This is a genomic window from Plantactinospora sp. BB1 (assembly GCF_003030385.1).
In the GTDB taxonomy this organism is placed as follows: domain Bacteria; phylum Actinomycetota; class Actinomycetes; order Mycobacteriales; family Micromonosporaceae; genus Plantactinospora.
This window is the reverse complement of the sequence record NZ_CP028159.1, coordinates 3,562,742-3,581,099: the sequence shown is the minus strand read 5'-3', so window position 1 is coordinate 3,581,099 and position 18,358 is coordinate 3,562,742. Positions and strand designations below refer to the sequence as shown.

Annotated in this window: 19 protein-coding genes; 8 read left to right on the top strand and 11 right to left on the bottom strand. The window is 74.1% G+C overall.

What is annotated here, in order from left to right; translation table 11 throughout:
* Nucleotides 1-77 precede the first annotated feature (77 nt).
* From C6W10_RS15660 to C6W10_RS15645, 4 genes are all read left to right on the top strand, one after another.
* The gene (locus C6W10_RS15660; protein WP_107258720.1) at nucleotides 78-770 is read left to right on the top strand and encodes a methyltransferase; all 693 of its coding nucleotides are present in this window, start codon (nucleotides 78-80) and stop codon (nucleotides 768-770) included.
* A 9-nt stretch (nucleotides 771-779) separates the two neighbouring features.
* The gene (locus C6W10_RS15655) at nucleotides 780-1,940 is read left to right on the top strand and encodes a cytochrome P450 (protein ID WP_107258719.1); all 1,161 of its coding nucleotides are present in this window, start codon (nucleotides 780-782) and stop codon (nucleotides 1,938-1,940) included.
* Between the two features lie 126 nt (nucleotides 1,941-2,066).
* Entirely contained in the window at nucleotides 2,067-2,828 is a 762-nt protein-coding gene (locus C6W10_RS15650) for a DeoR/GlpR family DNA-binding transcription regulator (protein ID WP_107258718.1), read from the top strand.
* Nucleotides 2,825-4,102: a sugar MFS transporter gene (locus C6W10_RS15645; RefSeq protein WP_107258717.1), complete on the top strand. Its 1,278-nt coding sequence runs from the start codon at nucleotides 2,825-2,827 to the stop codon at nucleotides 4,100-4,102. Before C6W10_RS15650 ends, C6W10_RS15645 begins: the two co-directional genes overlap by 4 nt.
* Here C6W10_RS15645 and C6W10_RS15640 read toward each other — a convergent pair.
* Nucleotides 4,055-4,594, bottom strand: coding sequence for a signal peptidase II (locus C6W10_RS15640; RefSeq protein ID WP_234359112.1), 540 nt, complete (start codon nucleotides 4,592-4,594; stop codon nucleotides 4,055-4,057). The genes C6W10_RS15645 and C6W10_RS15640 overlap by 48 nt on opposite strands.
* Before the next feature lie 272 nt (nucleotides 4,595-4,866).
* Between C6W10_RS15640 and C6W10_RS15635 the strand changes: the two genes are divergently transcribed.
* Nucleotides 4,867-5,871, top strand: a complete 1,005-nt coding sequence (locus tag C6W10_RS15635) for an ABC transporter ATP-binding protein (RefSeq protein WP_107258716.1) — start codon at nucleotides 4,867-4,869, stop codon at nucleotides 5,869-5,871.
* Nucleotides 5,868-6,728, top strand: a complete 861-nt coding sequence (locus C6W10_RS15630; RefSeq protein ID WP_234361766.1) for an ABC transporter permease — start codon at nucleotides 5,868-5,870, stop codon at nucleotides 6,726-6,728. Before C6W10_RS15635 ends, C6W10_RS15630 begins: the two co-directional genes overlap by 4 nt.
* Before the next feature lie 49 nt (nucleotides 6,729-6,777).
* Here the strand turns inward: C6W10_RS15630 and C6W10_RS15625 are convergent, their stop codons facing one another.
* The 4 genes from C6W10_RS15625 to C6W10_RS15610 all read right to left on the bottom strand — a co-directional run bounded on the left by C6W10_RS15625 (nucleotide 6,778) and on the right by C6W10_RS15610 (nucleotide 11,237).
* Complete coding sequence (locus C6W10_RS15625) at nucleotides 6,778-7,392, bottom strand: response regulator (RefSeq protein WP_369931460.1); 615 nt, start codon at nucleotides 7,390-7,392, stop codon at nucleotides 6,778-6,780.
* 104 nt (nucleotides 7,393-7,496) lie between these two features.
* Nucleotides 7,497-9,251, bottom strand: a complete 1,755-nt coding sequence (locus C6W10_RS15620; RefSeq protein WP_107258714.1) for a sensor histidine kinase — start codon at nucleotides 9,249-9,251, stop codon at nucleotides 7,497-7,499.
* Between the two features lie 98 nt (nucleotides 9,252-9,349).
* Entirely contained in the window at nucleotides 9,350-10,054 is a 705-nt protein-coding gene (gene bioD, locus C6W10_RS15615; protein ID WP_199853588.1) for a dethiobiotin synthase, read from the bottom strand.
* A 46-nt stretch (nucleotides 10,055-10,100) separates the two neighbouring features.
* A complete protein-coding gene (locus tag C6W10_RS15610; protein WP_107258713.1) occupies nucleotides 10,101-11,237 on the bottom strand; it encodes an 8-amino-7-oxononanoate synthase in 1,137 nt (378 codons plus the stop codon).
* A gap of 277 nt (nucleotides 11,238-11,514) precedes the next feature.
* Here C6W10_RS15610 and bioB point away from each other — a divergent pair, with 277 nt between their 5' ends.
* Together bioB and C6W10_RS15600 are read left to right on the top strand one after the other, a co-directional pair.
* Nucleotides 11,515-12,510: a biotin synthase BioB gene (gene bioB, locus C6W10_RS15605; RefSeq protein ID WP_107258712.1), complete on the top strand. Its 996-nt coding sequence runs from the start codon at nucleotides 11,515-11,517 to the stop codon at nucleotides 12,508-12,510.
* A gap of 2 nt (nucleotides 12,511-12,512) precedes the next feature.
* On the top strand, nucleotides 12,513-12,713 hold the full coding sequence (locus tag C6W10_RS15600) for a hypothetical protein (RefSeq protein WP_107258711.1): 201 nt from the start codon (nucleotides 12,513-12,515) through the stop codon (nucleotides 12,711-12,713).
* A 187-nt stretch (nucleotides 12,714-12,900) separates the two neighbouring features.
* On the opposite strand, the gene C6W10_RS15595 is transcribed toward C6W10_RS15600, so the two are convergent.
* The 6 genes from C6W10_RS15595 to C6W10_RS15580 form a co-directional block, all read right to left on the bottom strand.
* Entirely contained in the window at nucleotides 12,901-13,290 is a 390-nt protein-coding gene (locus tag C6W10_RS15595) for an integrase (protein WP_107258710.1), read from the bottom strand.
* 309 nt (nucleotides 13,291-13,599) lie between these two features.
* Nucleotides 13,600-16,056: a M14 family zinc carboxypeptidase gene (locus tag C6W10_RS15590; RefSeq protein ID WP_107258709.1), complete on the bottom strand. Its 2,457-nt coding sequence runs from the start codon at nucleotides 16,054-16,056 to the stop codon at nucleotides 13,600-13,602.
* A gap of 120 nt (nucleotides 16,057-16,176) precedes the next feature.
* A complete protein-coding gene (locus C6W10_RS39715; RefSeq protein ID WP_369938690.1) occupies nucleotides 16,177-16,257 on the bottom strand; it encodes a putative leader peptide in 81 nt (26 codons plus the stop codon).
* Nucleotides 16,258-16,481: 224 nt separating this feature from the next.
* Entirely contained in the window at nucleotides 16,482-16,886 is a 405-nt protein-coding gene (locus tag C6W10_RS15585; protein ID WP_234359114.1) for a hypothetical protein, read from the bottom strand.
* A 463-nt stretch (nucleotides 16,887-17,349) separates the two neighbouring features.
* Complete coding sequence (locus tag C6W10_RS37300) at nucleotides 17,350-17,508, bottom strand: hypothetical protein (protein ID WP_159079565.1); 159 nt, start codon at nucleotides 17,506-17,508, stop codon at nucleotides 17,350-17,352.
* Nucleotides 17,505-18,140, bottom strand: a complete 636-nt coding sequence (locus C6W10_RS15580; RefSeq protein ID WP_159104594.1) for a hypothetical protein — start codon at nucleotides 18,138-18,140, stop codon at nucleotides 17,505-17,507. Before C6W10_RS15580 ends, C6W10_RS37300 begins: the two co-directional genes overlap by 4 nt.
* Nucleotides 18,141-18,358: the final 218 nt, after the last annotated feature.

Sequence of the window (18,358 nt, the reverse complement as noted above, 5' to 3'; positions counted from 1 at the left end):
CACCGCGACACGCCCGGGTACGGGGTGCCCGGGGGCGCCCGGGGCGCCCGGCGGGCCGACCGGCAGAATCGGCGGTTGTGTCCGAGAGCCCGGCGGAGTTCGTCCGAACCTACGCCCACCTGACCCCGGTGTCGGCGGTACCGGAGATCCGGCTGCACCAGGCGGCCGAGCCGATCGGCCTCTGGGAGCTGACCGAGGGCGAGTTCCGCAGCGAGCAGCCGCCACCGTTCTGGGCCTTCGCCTGGGCCGGCGGCCAGGCGCTGGCCCGCTATCTGCTCGACCATCCGGAGACGGTCGCCGGTCGGCGGGTGCTGGACCTGGCGTCCGGCTCCGGGCTGGTGGCGATCGCCGCCGCCCGGGCCGGCGCCGCGCAGGTCCGGGCGGTCGACATCGACCCGATGGCGCTGGCCGCCGTCGAGGTGAACGCCGAGGCCAACGGGGTGGCGGTGGCCGGCGAACTCGGCGACGTGCTGGACGGTGACGCCGGTGACGCCGAGGTGGTGCTGGCCGGTGACGTCTTCTACAGCCAGGCGATGGCGAACCGGGTGCTCCGGTTCCTGATCCGGGCGTCCCGGGCCGGTGCCCGGGTGCTGGTCGGCGACCCGGACCGGGCGTACCTGCCCCGGGGGCGGTTCGCGCCGCTGGCCGGCTACGACATCCCGGTCACGGTCGCCCTGGAGAGCGTCCGGGTGAAGCACAGCCGGGTCTGGGAACTGACGAAGGTCACCCCGGCGACCGGCGACACCGGCCGCGCCGGCCGTACTGGCTAGCGTGGTCGGGTGCTGTTCCGTAGTTGGCAACCGGTCGAGCGGTCGTGGCCGGACGTGGCCGCCGTGCCGGACCATGTCGGGGTCGAGCACCTGGTGGTGACCCGGCACGCGCTGGTCCGCCAGGTGCTCGCCGACCCCGAGACGTTCCGCCCGGACAACGCGCTGGACGCGATGACCCCGATCCCGGTCGGTGCGCTCCGGATCCTCGCCCGGCACGGCTTCCGGCTGCCCGCCACGCTGGCCAACAACGGCGGTCCGACCCATCCGGAGATCCGGCGCATCGTGGCGGAGGCGCTGCATCCGGACCGGGTCGCGGCCCAGCGGCCGTGGCTGACCGCCGTCGTGCGGGAGCGGGTCGGCCGGCTCGGCGCCGCGCTCGACGCCGGTGAGCCCGTCGACCTGTACGCGGACCTCGCGGCCGACCTGCCACTGCTGGTACTGGCCCGGCTGGTCGAGCTGCCGCAGGCGCCGGCCGAGGTGGTCAAGGAGTTCACCCGGGCCGCCCTGGAACTCTTCTGGGCACCCGTCGACCCGGCGCGACAGCGGGTACTGGCCGAGGTGGTGGGCCGGTTCCACGCCGTACTGCGGGAGTTCGCCGCCACCGGCGCCGGGCTGGCCGGCGTGCTGCGCGCCGCCGGGCATCCGCCGGACGTCGTCATCGGGGCGCTCTTCTTCCTGCTGGTCGCCGGCCAGGAGACGACCTCGCAGTTCCTCACCCTGCTGCTGCACCGGCTCACCGGCACCCCGGAGGTGGTCGCCGGGGTGCGGGCCGGCACGGTGCGGGTCGAGGACGTGGTCGAGGAGGGACTGCGGCTGGAGCCGCCGATCGTCACCTGGCGCCGGGTGGCCGCCCGGGAGACCGAGTTGGCCGGTACCCGGGTGCCGGAGGGGGCCAGCCTGGTGCTCTGGCTGGCCCGCGCCGGCCGCGACCCGGCGGTGGTCGCCGCGCCGGAGGCGTTCGTACCCGGGCAGCGCGGCTCCCGCCGGCACCTGGCGTTCGGGGCCGGGGCGCACCGCTGCGTCGGCGCCCAGCTCTCCCGGATGGAGGCGGCGGTGGTGGTCGCCGAGACGGCGCCGCTGCTCGCCGACGTGACCGTGCTCCGCGCGCCCTGGTGCCCGGACAACCTCTCGTTCCGGATGCCGGACGCGCTGGTCGTCGCCCGTCGCTGACCCGGATCCCCCGCCCGACTTCCAAAGGCCGGCCGGCTGCTCGCCGGCGGTGGGAGCGGGCGAGACCTGCCTCACCCGAACAAAAAATCTTGTTATTCGAACATCCAGATTGTTTTACTCAAACACATGTCTGCGCAGGAACGGCACCAGGCGATCGTCGAGATGCTGCTGACCTCCGGCCGGGTGACGGTCGCCGAGCTGACCAGCCGGGCCGGCGTCTCGGAGATGACCATCCGCCGCGACCTGGAACTGCTCGAACGGGAGGGCCTGCTCCAGCGGGTGCACGGCGGCGCCGTCAGCACCGTCTCGGGCAGCTATGAGCCGCCGTTCGCGGTACGGGTCCGGCAGCAGGCCGACGCCAAGGCCCGGATCGGTGCCGCCGCCGCCGAGCTGATCGGCGCCAACGAGACCGTGGTGGTCGACGCCGGTACGACCGCGCTGGCCACCGCCCGGGCGCTGCGCGGACGCCGGCAGCTCACCGTCTGCGCGCTGAGCATCCCGGCCAGCACCGCACTCGCCGACGAACCCGGGATCCGGCTCATCGCCGCCGGTGGCGACATCCGGGCCGGTGAGCACTGCTTCGTCGGCCCGCTCGCCGAGCGGATCTTCGAGGAGCTGCGGTTCGACACCTTCGTACTCTCCGTCGGCGGCGCCGACCCGGGAACCGGACTGACCGACTTCAACCTCGACGACGTACGCGTCAAACGGGCCGCCATCGGTGCCTCCCGCCGCCGGGTGGTGGTGGCCGACTCGACCAAGCTCGGCCGGGCCACCTTCGCCCGGATCGGGCCGGTGCAGCTCGCCGACGTCGTCGTCACCGACGACCGCGCCGACCCGGACCAGGTGGCGGCGCTGCGCGACGCGGGCCTGACGGTGGTGCTGGCATGAGCGGGCCGACCCGACCGGGAACGCCCCGGCTGGGCCGGCTGGCGGTGCTCGGCGCGGTCACCGCCTTCGCGATGATCGGGCTCCAGCAAGCGCTCTACGGCCCGGCCATCCCACAGCTACGCGAGGCACACGGGATCACCGCCGCCGGGGCGGCGACCGCGCTCAGCGTGCACTTCGCGGGCGCGATCATCGGGGTACTGGCGATGCCGCTGGCCCGCCGGCTCGGGGTGCCGGACGGGCGTTTCCTGGCCTGGTCACTGGTCGGGGTCGCGGTGGGCGCCCTGGCCTTCCCGCTCGCCCCGGAGTGGCCGTACGCCCTGCTCGCCGCCTTCGTCGCGGGCGTCGGATTCGGCGGGCTGGACGGCGGCGTCAACCAGGTCTTCACCGAGGTGTACGCCGAGGGCGGCCACGGCATGCTCAACCTGCTGCACGGCTGCTTCGGGGCCGGTGCGGTCGCCGGGCCGATCGCCGTCGGGCTGCTGCCCGGCTACGGCTGGTCGTTCGCCGGCTGCGCCCTGCTCGCCCTCCTCGCGCTGCCGGCCCTGCGTACCCTCTCCGGCCCGGTCCGCCAGAGGCAGCCCGCCGACCCGACCCGCTCCACCGACGAGGATGGCACCGAAGCGGTCGGTCGCCCGGCCGGTACGGCGGACACCGCCCCCGGCGCCCGGGTCGGCGCGCGGCGGCCGGCGTTCCCGGTCGGCACCGCGCTGTCGCTGGGATTCCTGCTCTTCTTCGTGCTGCACGTCGGGCTGGAGACCGGCGCGGCCGGCTGGGAGACCACGCACCTGATCGCGACCGGCTGGTCGGCGGCGGCGGCCGCGACCGCCACCTCCGGGTTCTGGCTGGCCTTCACCGCCGCGCGCTTCGCGGTGGTGCCGCTCTGCCGCCGCTACCCGGCCCGGGTCATCGTCTTCGGCTGCACCGGGCTGACCGTACTGGCCGCGGCGGCCACCCTGGTCGACCCGATCGCACCAGTCGGGTACGGGCTGCTCGGGGCCGCCGTCGGACCGCTCTTCCCCACCGGGCTGGCCTGGCTGGCCGAGTATCGACCCGGGCTGACCCCGACCGTCGTCGCGGTGTCGATGGCCGGTGGCATCGCCCTGCCCCCGGCGATCGGGCTGGCGGTCGGCGTGGCCGGTCCGACGGCGATCGCCTGGGCGATGGTGCTGATGGCCGTCGCCGGGCTCGGCACCGTGCTCGGGCTGGCCCGGCTCCGCCCGGCCGGGTCAGGCCCGGTCGCGCCCGCCGTCGATGTCGATGCCGCGCAGGTATAGCAGGACGATCAGCGCACCGCCGAGCACCAGGCAGATGTCGGCGACGTTGCCGACGAAGAAGCCGGCGTAGTCGATGAAGTCGACGACGTGCCCCCGGGCGAACCCGGGCTCCCGGAAGAGCCGGTCCAGCAGGTGGGTCGTGGCACCGCCCAGGACCAGGCCGAGGGCGAGCGCCCAGGCCCGGTTGCGGACCTTCCAGGCGGCCCCGGTGATCGCGGCCACCGCGACTGCCGCGACGATGGTGAAGATCCAGGTGACGCCGGTGCCGATCGAGAACGCGGCGCCCGGGTTGTAGAGCAGTCGCAGGCTGAGCAGATCCCCGAGGACCGGTACGACGCCGCCGTCGGAGAGCGCGGCCACGGCCAGGTACTTCGTGATCTGGTCCACCAGCACGATCACGACCGCCAGGGTGAGCACCCAGGGGTACCACCGGACGGAACCGGTCACCCGGCCCGCTTCCGGCATCGAGGAATCCGCCTCGACCTGCTGCATGACGAAGGACCTCCAGCACCGACGGCTGCCCGGACGGCACCCAGCCTACGTCGCCCGGCCGGAATGCCGGCGCCTGGCACCGGCCGGCACCGCCGGAGGAGAGCCGCCCTCCTGACGCCGGCCCTGGCCCCAGCCGGCCAGCGCCTCCTGGCCCCAGCCGGCCCGGACCTGCTGACGAAAGTCAGGCCCGGTGACCGTCGATCGTCCGCTGTGTGAGCGCCGTCCGGATTCCTACCGTCGCTGCTGAACCGCTGCGAACACCGGAAGGATCCATGATCACGTTAACCGAACTCACCAAGCGCTTCGGCGCGACCACGGCGGTCGACCGGCTCTCCCTGTCGATCACGCCGGGCCGGGTCACCGGATTCCTCGGGCCGAACGGCGCCGGCAAGTCCACCACGATCCGGATGATCCTCGGCCTGGACCGGCCGGACGCGGGCAGCGCGCTGGTCGGCGGCCGGCCGTACCGCAGCTTCCGGCACCCGCTGCGGGAGGTCGGCGCACTGCTCGACGCCCGGGCGGTGCATCCCGGCCGGACCGCCCGGGCCCACCTGACCGCGATGGCCCGCAGCAACGGCATTCCGGTACGCCGGGTCGACGAGGTCCTCGGCACCGTGGGACTGACCGAGGTGGCCGGCAAGCGGGCCGGCACCCTCTCGCTCGGCATGGGCCAGCGGCTGGGCATCGCCGGTGCGCTGCTCGGCGACCCGGGCGTGTTGATCTTCGACGAGCCGGTGAACGGGCTGGACCCGGACGGGGTGCGCTGGATCCGCGAACTCATGCGGTCACTGGCCGGGCAGGGGCGTACGGTCTTCGTCTCCAGCCACCTGATGAGCGAGGTCCAGCTCACCGCCGACCAGCTCGTGGTGATCGGCCGGGGCAGACTGCTCGCCGACGCGCCCATCGCCGAGGTGATCGCGGGCAGTTCGCTGACCGCCGTCCGGGTGGTCAGCCCCGAACCGGCCGGGCTGGCCCGGCTCCGGGCCGGGCTGCTCGACCGACGGGCCACCGTCGAACGGGTCGGCGACGACGAACTGCTGGTCACCGGCAGCAGCGTCACCCAGGTCGGTGACCTGGCACACGACCTCGGGGTACGGCTGCACGGGCTGAGCGCCCGGGAGGCCTCCCTCGAACAGGCGTACCTCGAACTCACCGGCGGTGAGCTGGAGTTCGCCGCCCCGTCGCCGGTCACCGCCGACGACGCCCGGACCACAACCCCCGGCTCACCCGGCCCCGGCCTCCGGTCCGGGACCTCCGATCGGAAAGAGACGCGATGAGCGGCACCCTCCCCCGCACGGACGGCCCGCTCCACCGCCCGGACGGCGGCCTCCCCCGCACCGCCCGCCGGGATGCCGGGCGGGCGCCCTCCGGCGGTGGACTCCGGGGCGCGGTCGCCAGCGAGTGGACGAAACTCTGGTCGGTGCGCTCGGTCTGGTGGTGCCTGCTCTCCGGCGTGCTGCTGATGGCCGCCACCGCCGGGCAACTCGCCATCTACGTCGCCAACGGCAACACCGACGACGACCCGGCCAACGACCGGGGCGTACTGCCGGTCGGGCGGATCGCGATCGACGCCGTCGAGCTGACCCAGTTCGCGGTGATCGCCCTCGCCCTGCTCGTCATCACCAGCGAGTACGCCAACGGCACGATCCGGACCACCCTCCAGTGGATCCCGTCCCGGGCCCGACTGCTGCTGGCCAAGACCGCCGTGGTCGCCGGGGTCACCTTCGGCACCGGCGTCCTGCTCGGCGGGATCGGTGCCGCCGTCGCCGCCCCGGTACTCGGCGAGTGGGGCCGGTTCGCGCCGGGCGAGACCGTCGGGGACGTACTCGGGCTGGCCGGGTACCTGGCGCTGATCGCCGTCTTCACCCTCGGACTCGGCGCCGCGCTACGCAGCGCGGTCGGCACCCTGGTCACGGTCTTCCTGCTGCTCGCGATCGTGCCGACCACGCTGCGGCTGCCCGACCTCGGGCCGCTCAACGCGATCGCCGACGCGCTGCCCGGCAGCGCCGGCCTGCACTTCCTGCGCGGCGAGTCCGAGAACTACCCGGCGGCGGTCGGCCTGGTGATCGTCCTCGGCTGGGCGGTCGCGGCCCTGCTGGCCGGGCTCGCCGTACTGCGCCGCCGGGACGCCTGACCCGTACGGTGGGACCCTCCGCCGTCCGGGCAGGGTCCCACCGTACGGCTCAGGCCGTCAGGCCCGCCTCGTACGCGATGATCGCCGCCTGCACCCGGTTGCGTACCCCGAGCCGGGTGAAGATGCTGCTCAGATAGCTCTTCACCGTCCCCTCGACCAGGAAGAGCCGCCGGCCGATCTCGGCGTTGGAGAGCCCGGCGCCGACCAGCGCCAGCACCTCACGCTCCCGCTCGGTGAGCCCCTCGATCCGTTCCCGGGCCGCCGGTGCCCGGGCCAGCAGCCCGCCGCCGAGTTCGATCACCCGCCGCGCCACCTCCGGCGACAGGTACGCCGCACCGTCCGCCACCGCCCGTACCCCGGCGATCAGCTCCCGAGGATCGCCGGACTTGAGCAGGAACCCGCTCATCCCCTCGCCGAGCGCCCGGGCGATGTAGTCGTCCTCGCCGAACGTGGTCAGCATGACCACCGCGGTCTCCGGTACCAGCCGGCGGATCTCCGCTCCGGCGGCGAGCCCGTCGAGCCGGGGCATCCGGATGTCCAGCAACGCCACCCGGGGCCGGTGGGCCCGGACGAGTTCCACCGCGTCGCGTCCGTCGACGGCCTCGGCGACCACCTCGATCTCCGGGTCGGCGGCGAGGATGGCCCGGACACCGGCCCTGATCATCGCCTCGTCGTCGGCCAGCAGGACGGGGATCACTCGTACTCCTCAACTCGGTGCCGGGCCGGCACGGCGGTTGGCACGGTGCCGGCGGGACGGGCAGGGGCGGGTCAACCGCCGAGGCGGTCCTTGACCACCAGGCGCCCGTGCAGGAAGCAGACCCGGTAGACCACCTGACCGAACGGGAACGCCCCGTCGGAGTAGAACTCGCAGCTGGCGCCGCTCGGCACCGGCCGGTCGACGGCACCGGCCGGCGCGACGACCTGCCGGTCCGGCAGCAGCTCGCGCAGCTCGGCCCGGTCCTGACCCATCCGGAGCTGCTCGTAGCGGTCGGAGTCCAGCACCGCGCCGAAGGTGGCGATCGGATAGTAGGCGAGCACCAGCAGGGCGCCGATCGCGACCGGCACGGTCACCGCGGCCAGCAGGCTGCGCCGGACCCGCCGCCGGGCCGACCGCAGCCGGTGCGCGGTGGCGACCGCGGCCGGCCCGCCGGGCGGTACGCCGACATCCGTCGCCGGCAACCGACCCGGGTACCCCGGCTCGGGCGGTCCCACCGGGTGCCCGGCCTCCGCCGGTCCGGCCTCTCCGGCTTCTCGGGTCTCTCCGGCCTCTCCGGCTTCTCCGGCCTCCGCCGGGGGTACGGCCGGCAGCTCGGCGTACACCTCGAAGCCGCCGCCGGCCGGACCGGCCCGCAGGGTGCCACCGGCCAGGCGTACCCGCTCGCGGAGCCCGACCAGGCCGCTCCCGGCACCCCCGGTCCCGGGCAGCGGCCCCGCCGGTGGCCGGTCGTTGCCGACCCGCACCGAGGTCCGGTCGACACCCCGGCACACCGCCACGGTCACGGCGGCCCCGGGCGCGTGCCGGGTCGCGTTGGTCAGCGCCTCCTGCACCACCGAGCAGAGCGCCCGCTCCACCATCGGCGGCCCGGCGGCACCCGGCCCGGCCGCCGGAGACTCCCCCTCGACCACCAGGCGTACCGCCATCCCGGCGGCCCGGGCCCGGGCCACGATGTCGTCGACCCGCTCCCCCGGCGGCCGGGTCGGCGCCGGCTCGGCGTCGTCCCGGAGCACCCCGATGACCTGCCGGAGCCGGTCGGTGGCGAGCGCCACGCTGGCCCGCAGCTCACCGGCGGCCCGCCGGTGCCGCTCGTCCAGGTCCGCCGCCACCTCCAGGGCGCCCGCCCGCAGCGCGATCAGGCTCAGGTCGTGGCCGAGCGAGTCGTGCATGTCCTGGGCGATCCGGGCCCGCTCCCGCATCCGGACCCGTTCGGCGGCACCGCGCTGTTCCCGCTCCAGCAGGTCGGCCTGCTCCCAGCCGGCCAGCACCAGGGCCCGGTGCTGCCGGTGGTAGCGGCCCACCAGCCACGGGAAGACGCCGCCGACCAGCAGCGTGCTGGCGAGCAGGAACCAGACCTCGGCCTCGGTGCCGAGCAGTCCGAGGTTGATAATCGTGCCGCCGAGCCCGATCCCGGCGAAGACGATCGCGGCCGGGCCGGAGCTGCGCTCGCGCAGCCCGACCAGATAGCTCAACACCGGAATCCCGAACATGAAGTTGCCGTCCCAGGCGGTCGGCAGCACCACCAGCAGGAGGCCGAGCAGCGGCGCCCACCGGCTGGCCAGCACGGCGAGCCCGGTCAGCAGCAGCGAACCGGCCAGCCGGCCGAGAAACCAGGAGGAGTTCGGCGGGGTGAGCAGCGCGATCGCGATCGGTGCCGAGATCACGACCCAGAGCGCCAGGTCGAGGAGGCGGTCGCGGCGGCCCGGCGCCACCGCACCGGCGGCGCGCGGCGCGGCGACCGGCGCGGCCCGCCAGCCGGCCGGCGGCAGCAGGCCGCGCCACCACCGTACGTCGCGGAGCCGGGCCATCACCCGGCCAGGCTACAAGCCACGCCACCGGCCGGTTACTGCCGAAAGTCAGGAACCGGACCGGCCCCGCTCGGACTCCCCGCGTCGGCGGCGCCCGGTCAACTGACCTCTTCGGCCCAGGCCCGCCAGTCGTCGAGTACGCCGTAGAGGGCCGGGGTGAGCCAGCCGGGTGCGGAACGGCGGAACACGCCCGGTTCGAGCGTGCCGGCCCCGTCCGGCAGCGCGCCCACCATGTTGGGGACCAGTTCACGCAGGTTGGCCCAGTGCACCAGCTCCGGCTCGGCCGGCCAGGCGCCGAGCACCACACCGCAGGGCACCGCGCGCCGGTCCAGCGCCTCCAGGGTGAGCGCGGTGTGGTTCAGCGTGCCGAGCCCGGCCCGGGTGACCACCACCGCCGGAGCGCCGATCGACACCGCGAGGTCGGCCAGTGTCCACGCCTCGCCGGACGGGCGCAACCCCATCGGGACCAGCAGCCCGCCCGCCCCCTCGACGAGGACGATGTCGTGCTTCTCCGCGTCGGCCCTGATCTCGTCGGCGACCGCGTACAGCTCCAGCGGCTCCGCCTGGGCGACCCGGGCCGCCGCGAGCGGCGCCAGCGGATCGGGATAGCTGACCAGGGTGCGCGCGGTCATCGGCGCCGCCAGCCGGTTCACCGTGTCGACGTCGGATTCCGCCCCGGTCGCCGTACCCGTCTGGCCGGGCTTGATCACCGCGACCCGCAGGCCGGCGGCCTGGGCCGAGGCGGTGATCGCCGCGGTGACCACCGTCTTGCCCACGTCGGTGTCGGTGCCGGTCACCAGGATCGGCCCCCGCCACGCCACGCCGCTCACCACAGACTCCCGGTCCCGGTCACGGGGCACACTCCACGATCACTTCGAGGGCCCGGTCGAAGTCGGCCCGGTCGATCCCGACGTTGATGGTGAGCCGCAGCCGGGAGCGGTTGTCCGGCGTCGACGGCGGCCGGAAGCAGCCGACCGCGACGCCCCGGTCCCGGCAGTCGGCCGCCCAGGCCACCGCCGTCTCCGGGCCGGGTGCGGTCACCGAGACCACCCCGGCGGCCGGGGCGGAGACCTCCAGCCCGGCCGCACCGAGCCGGCGGGTCACCGTGGCCGCCCGGTCGGCCAGCTCGGCCCGGAGCGCGTCGCCGGACCGGGCCAGCCCGGCGGCGGCGAGCACCCCGGCGACCACCGCCGGTGGCGGCGCGGTGTCGTAGATGAAGGTGCGGCCGGTGTCGATCAGGTGCCGGACCAGCTCGGTCGGGCCGGCGACGACCCCGCCGGCTCCGCCGAGCGACTTGGAGAGGGTCGCGGTCACCACCACGTCCGGCTCGCCGGCCAGACCGGCGCCGGCCACCGCGCCCGCACCGGCCGGACCGAGTACGCCGAGCGCGTGCGCGTCGTCGACCAGCAGCAGTGCGCCGTACCGGCGGGCGACCGCGTGCAGCTCTGCGAGCGGGGCGAGGTCGCCGTCGACCGAGAAGACCGACTCGGTGACCAGTACCGCCGGCCGTCCCGGCGCCCCGGCCAGGGCCGCCTCGACGGCGTCGACGTCGAGATGCGGAATGACCCGGGTCTCCGCACCGGAGAGCTTGCAGCCGTCGATCAGCGAGGCGTGGTTGTGCGCGTCGGAGAGCAGCAGGGTGCGGGGCTGGACCAGGGCGCGGACCGCCCCGAGGTTGGCGAGGTAACCGGAGGAGTAGACCAGCGCCCGTCCGGTGCCGAGCCAGTCGGCGAGGGTGGACTCCAGCGCGTGGTGGGCCTCGGTGGAGCCGCGCACCAGCCGGGAGCCGGTGGCGCCCAGTCCGTACCCGGCCAGCGCCTCGGCCGCGGCGGCGACCACCGCCGGGTGCCGGGAAAGTCCGAGGTAGTCGTTGCCGGCAAGGTCGATCACGTCCTCGGCGGCGCTCCTCGGCCGCAGCCGCCGGGTGAGCCCGGCCTTGCCGCGCAGCCGCGCCCGCCGGTCCAGCACCTCCAGCCAGCTCGGCACCCGCCACCCCCAGACTGGTCCGCGTCCGCCCCCGGGCGCTGTCGGAAACCCGATCACCGCACGTGCCGCGGCTCCGGCCCGCCGGCGTCGGCTCGCGCCGGGCCCGGGTCCGGCGGGCCTGCGGCACCTCGCGGGTGACAGCCCCCGACCGGCGAAAATACCATCCGTCGCGGTTTGCGGCCGCCCGCCGGGCCGGCAGCGGTGCGGCGACGGGCGTCCGGCCGGCTCCGCCGGGTGGGCCCACATCGACGGACGGTCCGCTTGTAGGGTACGACCCATGTCAGAAATCCTCGACCGGGCCCGTAGCCAGGTGCTCGACGGCGGTGTCGGACTCGACGAGGCCGGCGTGCTCGCCGTGCTGCGGCTGCCCGACGAGCACCTCTCGGCGGCGCTCCAGCTCGCCCACGAGGTACGGATGCGCTGGTGCGGCCCGGAGGTCGAGGTCGAGGGAATCGTCTCCCTGAAGACCGGCGGCTGCCCGGAGGACTGCCACTTCTGCTCGCAGTCCGGGCTGTTCGCCTCGCCGGTCCGGTCGGTCTGGCTCGACATACCGTCGCTGGTCGAGGCGGCGAAGCAGACCGCCGCCACCGGGGCGACCGAGTTCTGCATCGTCGCCGCCGTCCGGGGCCCCGACGAGCGGCTGATGAAGCAGATGCGCGAGGGCGTCGCCGCGATCCGGGCCGAGGTGGACATCCAGGTCGCCGCCTCGCTCGGGATGCTGACCCAGGCCCAGGTCGACGAGCTGGTCGAGATGGGCGTGCACCGCTACAACCACAACCTGGAGACCTGCCGCTCCTTCTTCCCCAACGTGGTGAGCACGCACTCCTGGGAGGAGCGCTGGGAGACGCTGCGGATGGTCCGCGCCTCCGGCATGGAGGTCTGTTGCGGCGGCATCCTGGGGCTGGGTGAGACCGTCGAGCAGCGTGCCGAGTTCGCGGCGCAGCTCGCCGAGCTGGATCCGCACGAGGTGCCGCTGAACTTCCTCAACCCCCGGCCGGGCACCCCGCTGGGCGACCAGCCGGTGGTCGCGCCGCGCGACGCGCTGCGGGCCATCGCCGCGTTCCGGCTGGCGATGCCGCGCACCATCCTCCGGTACGCCGGCGGCCGCGAGATCACCCTCGGCGACCTCGGCACCCGGGACGGCCTGCTCGGCGGGATCAACGCGGTGATCGTCGGCAACTACCTGACCACGCTCGGCCGGCCGGCCGGCGACGACCTGGCGCTGCTCGACGAGCTGAAGATGCCGGTCAAGGCGCTCTCGGCGACGCTGTGACGATGTCGACGGAGACGGCCAACTGGTGCGACCGGTGCGGCGAGGCCGCCGCCACCGGCAGCCATGACGCCTGCCGGGCCGCCCGCGAGCTGGAGCCGCCGCGCTACTGCGCGCACTGCCGGCGCCGGATGAAGGTGCAGGTGCTCCCCTCCGGCTGGGCGGCGGTCTGCGTCGAGCACGGCGAGACCGCCTCCACCCGCTGATCCCCGCGCCGCGGATCCCGGCGGTACCGGGTCCCGGCGTTACCAGGTCTTGGGCTCAGCCTCGGGGCGACCCGGCTCTTCGGCTGGCTTCGCCTCCGGCTCTCCGTCGTTGCTGGCTTCGGCTGCGATCGCGCCGACGGTCAACCCGGGCACCGCCGCCGCGCGCTTCCGTCCCGCCGGCTCCGGCTCAGTCGGCGGAGCGCCGCTCGGCGAGCAGCAGCAGGTCGGTGACGACGAATCCGGGCAGCGGCAGCGCCTCGGCGTCTCCGGCACCGGACAGTACGAAGGTGCCGCCGATCTCGTCCGGCTGCCAGCCGTGCGCGAGGGCGTGGTCGATCAGCGCGCGGACGTGCTTCGGCTCCGGGTACGCGCCGTCGGTCATCGCCGGGTCACCCCAGGCCGAGCGGGGAGCCGTGGAGAGCAGGTCCACCTGGAGCGCCCGGCTGTTCTTGCCGGCGCCCCAGACCCGTACCCGGATGCACCGGCGCAGCCCCTGCCCGGTCCGGACGTGGTCGATCCGGGCCGTCCAGGCGAACTGCCGGTCGTGGGCGTAGAGCCGACGCAGTCTGGACCTCACGGGGCCTCCGCCCTTTCCCAATTTCGTGCCATCGCGGCGCGGCTACCGCCCCGGCGGTGCTCCGGTCCGCTTCACTTGCCGAGAGTACGACGTCCGCGGCCTCGGGCAGGTGTGCACCGGAGCCGGTCGGGGCCGGCGGGTCTGCGAAGCTGCGGGGCAGACCCGCCGGTGCCGACCGGCCCCGGTCCCGGACTCAAACAGGGCCCGGGACGCAAACAGGGCCCGGGACGCGGCAGGATCCGGGACACGGCAGGGCCCGGGCGCCCACCGGCACCCGGGCCCGCCACCCGGCCGCTGCGCGGGATCGGGTCAGCGCTGGGCGGCCCAGAGCAGGGCCCGGCCCAACTGCGAGTGCAGGCCCTTGGGGTGCAGCCGGAACGTCGGGTCCGTACCGAAGAGCACCACGCCGTTGCCGCCGGGGCTGACCGCACGGACGATGCTGGCCTGCCCGGCCGCCGCGGCCTGGCCGGTGGTCCCGGCCTCGTTCGCCGCCCACCAACCGGCGAGCAGCGGGTCGGCGGCGTACGACTGCTCCACCGTGACGCCGGCACCGAGGTCGGTGAACCAGACCGGTTCGTTGATGAACGCGTGCGGGATGGCGCCCGCCGTCACCGGCCCGCCCCGGTTGAGGATGTTCGCCACCCCGCTGGCCAGGCTGGCCCCGGCGGTGGCGGTGACGTCGACCAGTCCGGTGGCGTTGCCGAAGCCCGCCCCGGCGACACCGAGTCCGACGACCCCGCCGTCCCGGGCCAGGAACGCGTCCAGCGCGGCGCGGTTCTCCGGGGTCAGGGCCGTCAGGTTGACGGTGCTCGCCACCAGCAGGACGTCGACGTCGGCGGTCAGCGTCGTGGCCAGGGTGGTCGCGGTGAGCGCGCGGGCCTCGAAGCCGGTGCCGAGCAGGGTGTCCCGCTCCTCGACGGTGCCGAGGTAGCCGACGACCACCTCGTCGAGCAGGGTGCCCCGCCAGCGGGCCGGCGCGCGGGTGAAGGTGACCCCGTGTTCACGGGCCTCGGCCCGGGCCAGCCAGCGGTTGACCGGGGTGCCGGGCACCACGACCGAGCCGTCGGCCAACCGGTAGACCTTGACGCCCCTGTCCAGCAGGGAGTTGACCGCGAGCAGGTCGGCGCCGTCCTGGATGTCCAGTCGCAGGTCGACGTTGCCGCCGGGCAGGTCACCGTCGGCGGTGCCGTCGTAGGTCCGCGCGAGGCGTACCTCGGGGAGGCGGTTCCAGACGGTGTCGACGGTGGCGCCCCAGGTCAGCCCCTGGCTCCAGGCGGCCGGACCGGCGTAGAGGTCGTCCACCCGTCCGGTGAGGTCGATGCCGGGTTCGAGCAGGGAGTTGACCAGGCCGCGCTTGGGCTGGTGCATGTCGATGACGTACGAGCCGGCCCGGTAGGACTTCCCGTTCGCCCGGAAGTCCTGCTTGGCTTGCCAGACCCGGCCGCCGCTGCCGACCAGCAGGTCGACCAGGCGGGCCGCGGCGGGCTCGGAGTGCTGGCCGGGGCCGGTCGGGATCACGTACGCCCGGGGGAAGGTGGTGCGGTAGTCGTCCTCCGGCCCCCAGCCCGGCACGTACCCGTCCGGGATGTCGCGCAGCGGCTCACCGGCCCAGCCGCGCCGGTAGACCTCGGCCTGGTCGTGGATCATCTGGTCGCGGTGCTCCTGGATGTACCGCAGCGACGTCTTGATCGCCACCTCGTGCACGTCGGTGTTGATGCCGGAGCGGCGTACCTTCTCCTCCGGGGTGAGGTTGCCGCGCGGGTTCAGCGGCGCCTCGATGGTGTACGGGATGCTGCTCTGCAACATCGCGAACGACGGTACGTAGATCGGCGGGAAGTCGTCCCAGACGCCCGGCTCGTCGTCCCGGAACGGGATCCGGGCGCGCTGCGTCTCCGGGTAGCCGAGGGTGCGCAGCCCCTCCTCGATCGCCAGCGCGTTCGGCAGCCCGTGCTTGATGTAGAGGTCGTACTCGTTGTTGACGTTGTGCGGCGGGGTGCTCGGGTGCAGCAGCGTCGGGTTGACGTACCCGTGCAGGTCGAGCGTGATGATCGGCTTGGTGTCGACGATCAGCTCGCGGATCAGGTTGGTCTCCGGCTGCGCCACGATCGTCAGGTCGCGGTTGAGGTCGTAGCCGGCCGCGTTCTGCCGGGTGCCGGCGATCCGGCCGTCCGGGTTCGAGGTGATGTTGAAGACCAGCCGGTTCCGCTTCAGCAGCGTGACGATCGCCGGGTCGGTGCTGGTGGCGTACTCCTCGATCACCCGCAGCGCGGCGTCGGTGCCCTCCCACTCGTTGCCGTGGATGTTGGCGTTGACGAAGAGCGGGGTCTTGTAGTCGCGGAGCAGCCGGCGGTCGTTGCGGGCCCGGACCGGCTCCTCCTCGATGAGGCGCTTCCACTCCTCCTGCTGGCGCGCCTCGGCGCGGCTCTCCGGCGCGGTGACGGTGACCGCGTAGAGGTCGTGTCCGCCGGAGGACTTTCCGGCCACCCGGGCGGAGACCCGGTCGCTGGCCTTCTGCAACGCGTTCAGCTTCGGCGCGATCTCGTCGTACGGCGTGACGCCGATCGGGATCGACGCGTCGTTCGGGTTGTCCGGCCAGACCGGCAGCACGTTCTGCCGGGGGTAGCCCTTGATCTCGTGCAGGTCGACGGGGCGCGGCGGTACGGCCGGCAGCGCGGACGCGGCCGCCGGTCCGGTCCAGACCGCCGTGCCGAGCAACGCGGCGGCGACCGCCACGGCGGCGAGCCGAGGATGGGGACGTCTGAGCATGAAGGAGAGTACTCCTGTCGGGAGAGGAGGAATTGCCGCGCGGACGGACGCCACCGTGGGGCCGGAGACCCACGGGTCGGGAAACGCCGCCGGCAGGCGGAACGGAACTGGAGCCCGGCGTCAGAGGGACGGTCGACAGGCGGCGCTGGCGACGCGCAGGAGGTCGATGTGACCCCGCTTGGTCAGAAAGGCGCTCCGCACAAAGTAGATCTTGATCGAGCATCGACGCGGTGTCAACCGTCGATCCACTCCGTGCGACGGAACGTCTCTGTACGCCACACCCCGGCCGCTCGCACCCACCCCCGGCCCGCACCTGCCACCCCGGTCCGCCGACCCGGACCGGCGACACCGGACCGATTGACTCAGGCCGGCAGCGGAACCCGTGGACCGAAGCCGGCGGACCGGAGGTACGGCGCGTCGGCCGCTCAGTTCCCGGTCGGTACGGGGAGCAGATCCTGGTGCCGGACGGTGTAGTCGCCCCGGGTGACCGGAGCGAACGGACCCGGTCCCATACAGGTCCCCACGCCCGCCTCGCCCCACTCGCCGTTCTCGTCCTGCTCGCCGTTCACCACCGACCAGGAGAAGCCCATCCGGTCGGTACCGTGCCGGCCCGCGTCGTAGACGCTGAAACCGAGTCGCTTGCCGACCCAGTCCCGCACCGGCTCGTCCGCCTCGGTGACCACGGCCGTCAGGGTGGCGACGCCCGGCCCGGTCGCCAGGCAGTCGACCCGGGCCGACATGCCGATCGTGACGCCCGCCTCGGCCACCCGGTGCGAGATGCGTACCGTCCCGGTCGCGTCGGTGGGCAGGCCCTCCGGCATTCCGGGCATCGGCCGACTGTACGGCGTACCGACGGCGTCGAAGGTGAACGACCGGATGTCACTGTCCGGCCAGTACGGCAAGCGGATTTCCGCCGACCCCGTCACCCGAGCCGCCGGTCCCGGCCGTGACGCGGGCGCGGCGGACGCTCCCGTCCCGGTCACCACGATCGCGGCCGCTGCCGCCGCCACGGCGATGCGCCTTCCTGTCGTCCTCATCGTTTCCTCCTCGTCCCCGCCCGTCCGGGCGTTCCGAGGTCCACTGTGTCCGGGCCGGCGGTCCGGCACCTCCCTCCCGCGAGGCAGCGCCACCCCCCGGTCGGGGTAGTACCGGGGCTTCGTCGTCCCCGCCCCAGGGGCGGGGCGCGGACGACAGAGCCGTCGGAACCGCTCCGGCGCCGGGGACGGCGGGTGCCCTCGGGCGGCACCGGACCGGTTTACACTCGGCCCCGTGACGTGGTCCGACGGATACCGATCAGACGACGAGGCTCTCGCCGGAATGGGCGCGGGGGTACGCGGCGTCGCCGCGCACGTCGTGCAGTTTCCGCCGTACGTCGTCGAGGGCGGTCGCCCGGTCCGTCGCCCCGGTGGCGAACTGATGCAGTGCCTCTGGGTCAACCGTGAACTGGGTCATCGCGGGCCGGTTCCCTTCGTCTGCCCGGAGAGCGCGGCGACGAGCCCGCGCGCCGCGGAGGTGGAGAACATCCCCGGAGTCCATGCCTTCATCGAGCCGTCGGCAAAACGCACCTCGACCCGGCCGCGCTGCATCAGCAGCTTGCCGCGCACTGTCGCGGCGACCACCTGGGCGAGCGGCACTTCGAAGAGAAGGTCGAAGGTGTCAGCGCCGGGGTTGTTGCCCACCAGCAGCAGGCGACGGTCGGTGACGGCGTAGTAGGCGATCCCGCCGTAGCCCTTCGCCGCCCGCCACAGTCGACCCGCTGCGGAGCCGGGACCACCCTCGCCGGACAAGCCGCCCAGGAACCGGTCGATCCGGTCGGGATTGGTCTGCAGGCCACCGGCGAGCGGATCGAAGCCCTGAACGAACTTCTCCGACTGCATCGCCCCAGGGCTGCGTTCCTCGACCCGCCGCGCCCGTGCACCCATCTCCTCGGGCGTCCGGCCCAGCCGGCTCTCGTCACCGATCAGCGGTTCGCGGTATCCACCCATGTCGACCAACCGCTCGCCAGAGGCGAACAACCGGGCAACGTCGGAGCCGTACACCTTCACATAATTGATCATGAGATCGTCGGCCGCGCTTTCCGTCAACGCCCTGGCGACCCACCATAACGCTCTGGGCGCCTGCGAGCGGCCCCGTGGCACCGACGGTGGGCGCGGCACCGCCGAGGTGCGGTCCGCGCGCTCTCCGCTCGGCCGGTCCCGTCGGTGACTCCGTAACCAATACCGAGTGGTCGTCCAGGTGCCTCACAATGAGGCACAAAGCGGGACACAAGTATCCGGATAGAGCGCTCTCACACAGGAATGCT

Coding starts and splice junctions, on each gene's coding strand:
- C6W10_RS15650 (WP_107258718.1), top strand. CDS start 2,067: ATGTCTGCGCAGGAACGGCACCAGGCGATCGTCGAGATGCTGCTGACC.
- C6W10_RS15645 (WP_107258717.1), top strand. CDS start 2,825: ATGAGCGGGCCGACCCGACCGGGAACGCCCCGGCTGGGCCGGCTGGCG.
- C6W10_RS15640 (WP_234359112.1), bottom strand. CDS start 4,594: ATGCAGCAGGTCGAGGCGGATTCCTCGATGCCGGAAGCGGGCCGGGTG.
- C6W10_RS15635 (WP_107258716.1), top strand. CDS start 4,867: ATGATCACGTTAACCGAACTCACCAAGCGCTTCGGCGCGACCACGGCG.
- C6W10_RS15630 (WP_234361766.1), top strand. CDS start 5,868: ATGAGCGGCACCCTCCCCCGCACGGACGGCCCGCTCCACCGCCCGGAC.
- C6W10_RS15625 (WP_369931460.1), bottom strand. CDS start 7,392: ATGATCAGGGCCGGTGTCCGGGCCATCCTCGCCGCCGACCCGGAGATC.
- C6W10_RS15620 (WP_107258714.1), bottom strand. CDS start 9,251: ATGGCCCGGCTCCGCGACGTACGGTGGTGGCGCGGCCTGCTGCCGCCG.
- bioB (WP_107258712.1), top strand. CDS start 11,515: ATGTCAGAAATCCTCGACCGGGCCCGTAGCCAGGTGCTCGACGGCGGT.
- C6W10_RS15600 (WP_107258711.1), top strand. CDS start 12,513: ATGTCGACGGAGACGGCCAACTGGTGCGACCGGTGCGGCGAGGCCGCC.
- C6W10_RS15590 (WP_107258709.1), bottom strand. CDS start 16,056: ATGCTCAGACGTCCCCATCCTCGGCTCGCCGCCGTGGCGGTCGCCGCC.
- C6W10_RS15585 (WP_234359114.1), bottom strand. CDS start 16,886: ATGCCCGGAATGCCGGAGGGCCTGCCCACCGACGCGACCGGGACGGTA.
- C6W10_RS37300 (WP_159079565.1), bottom strand. CDS start 17,508: ATGACCCAGTTCACGGTTGACCCAGAGGCACTGCATCAGTTCGCCACC.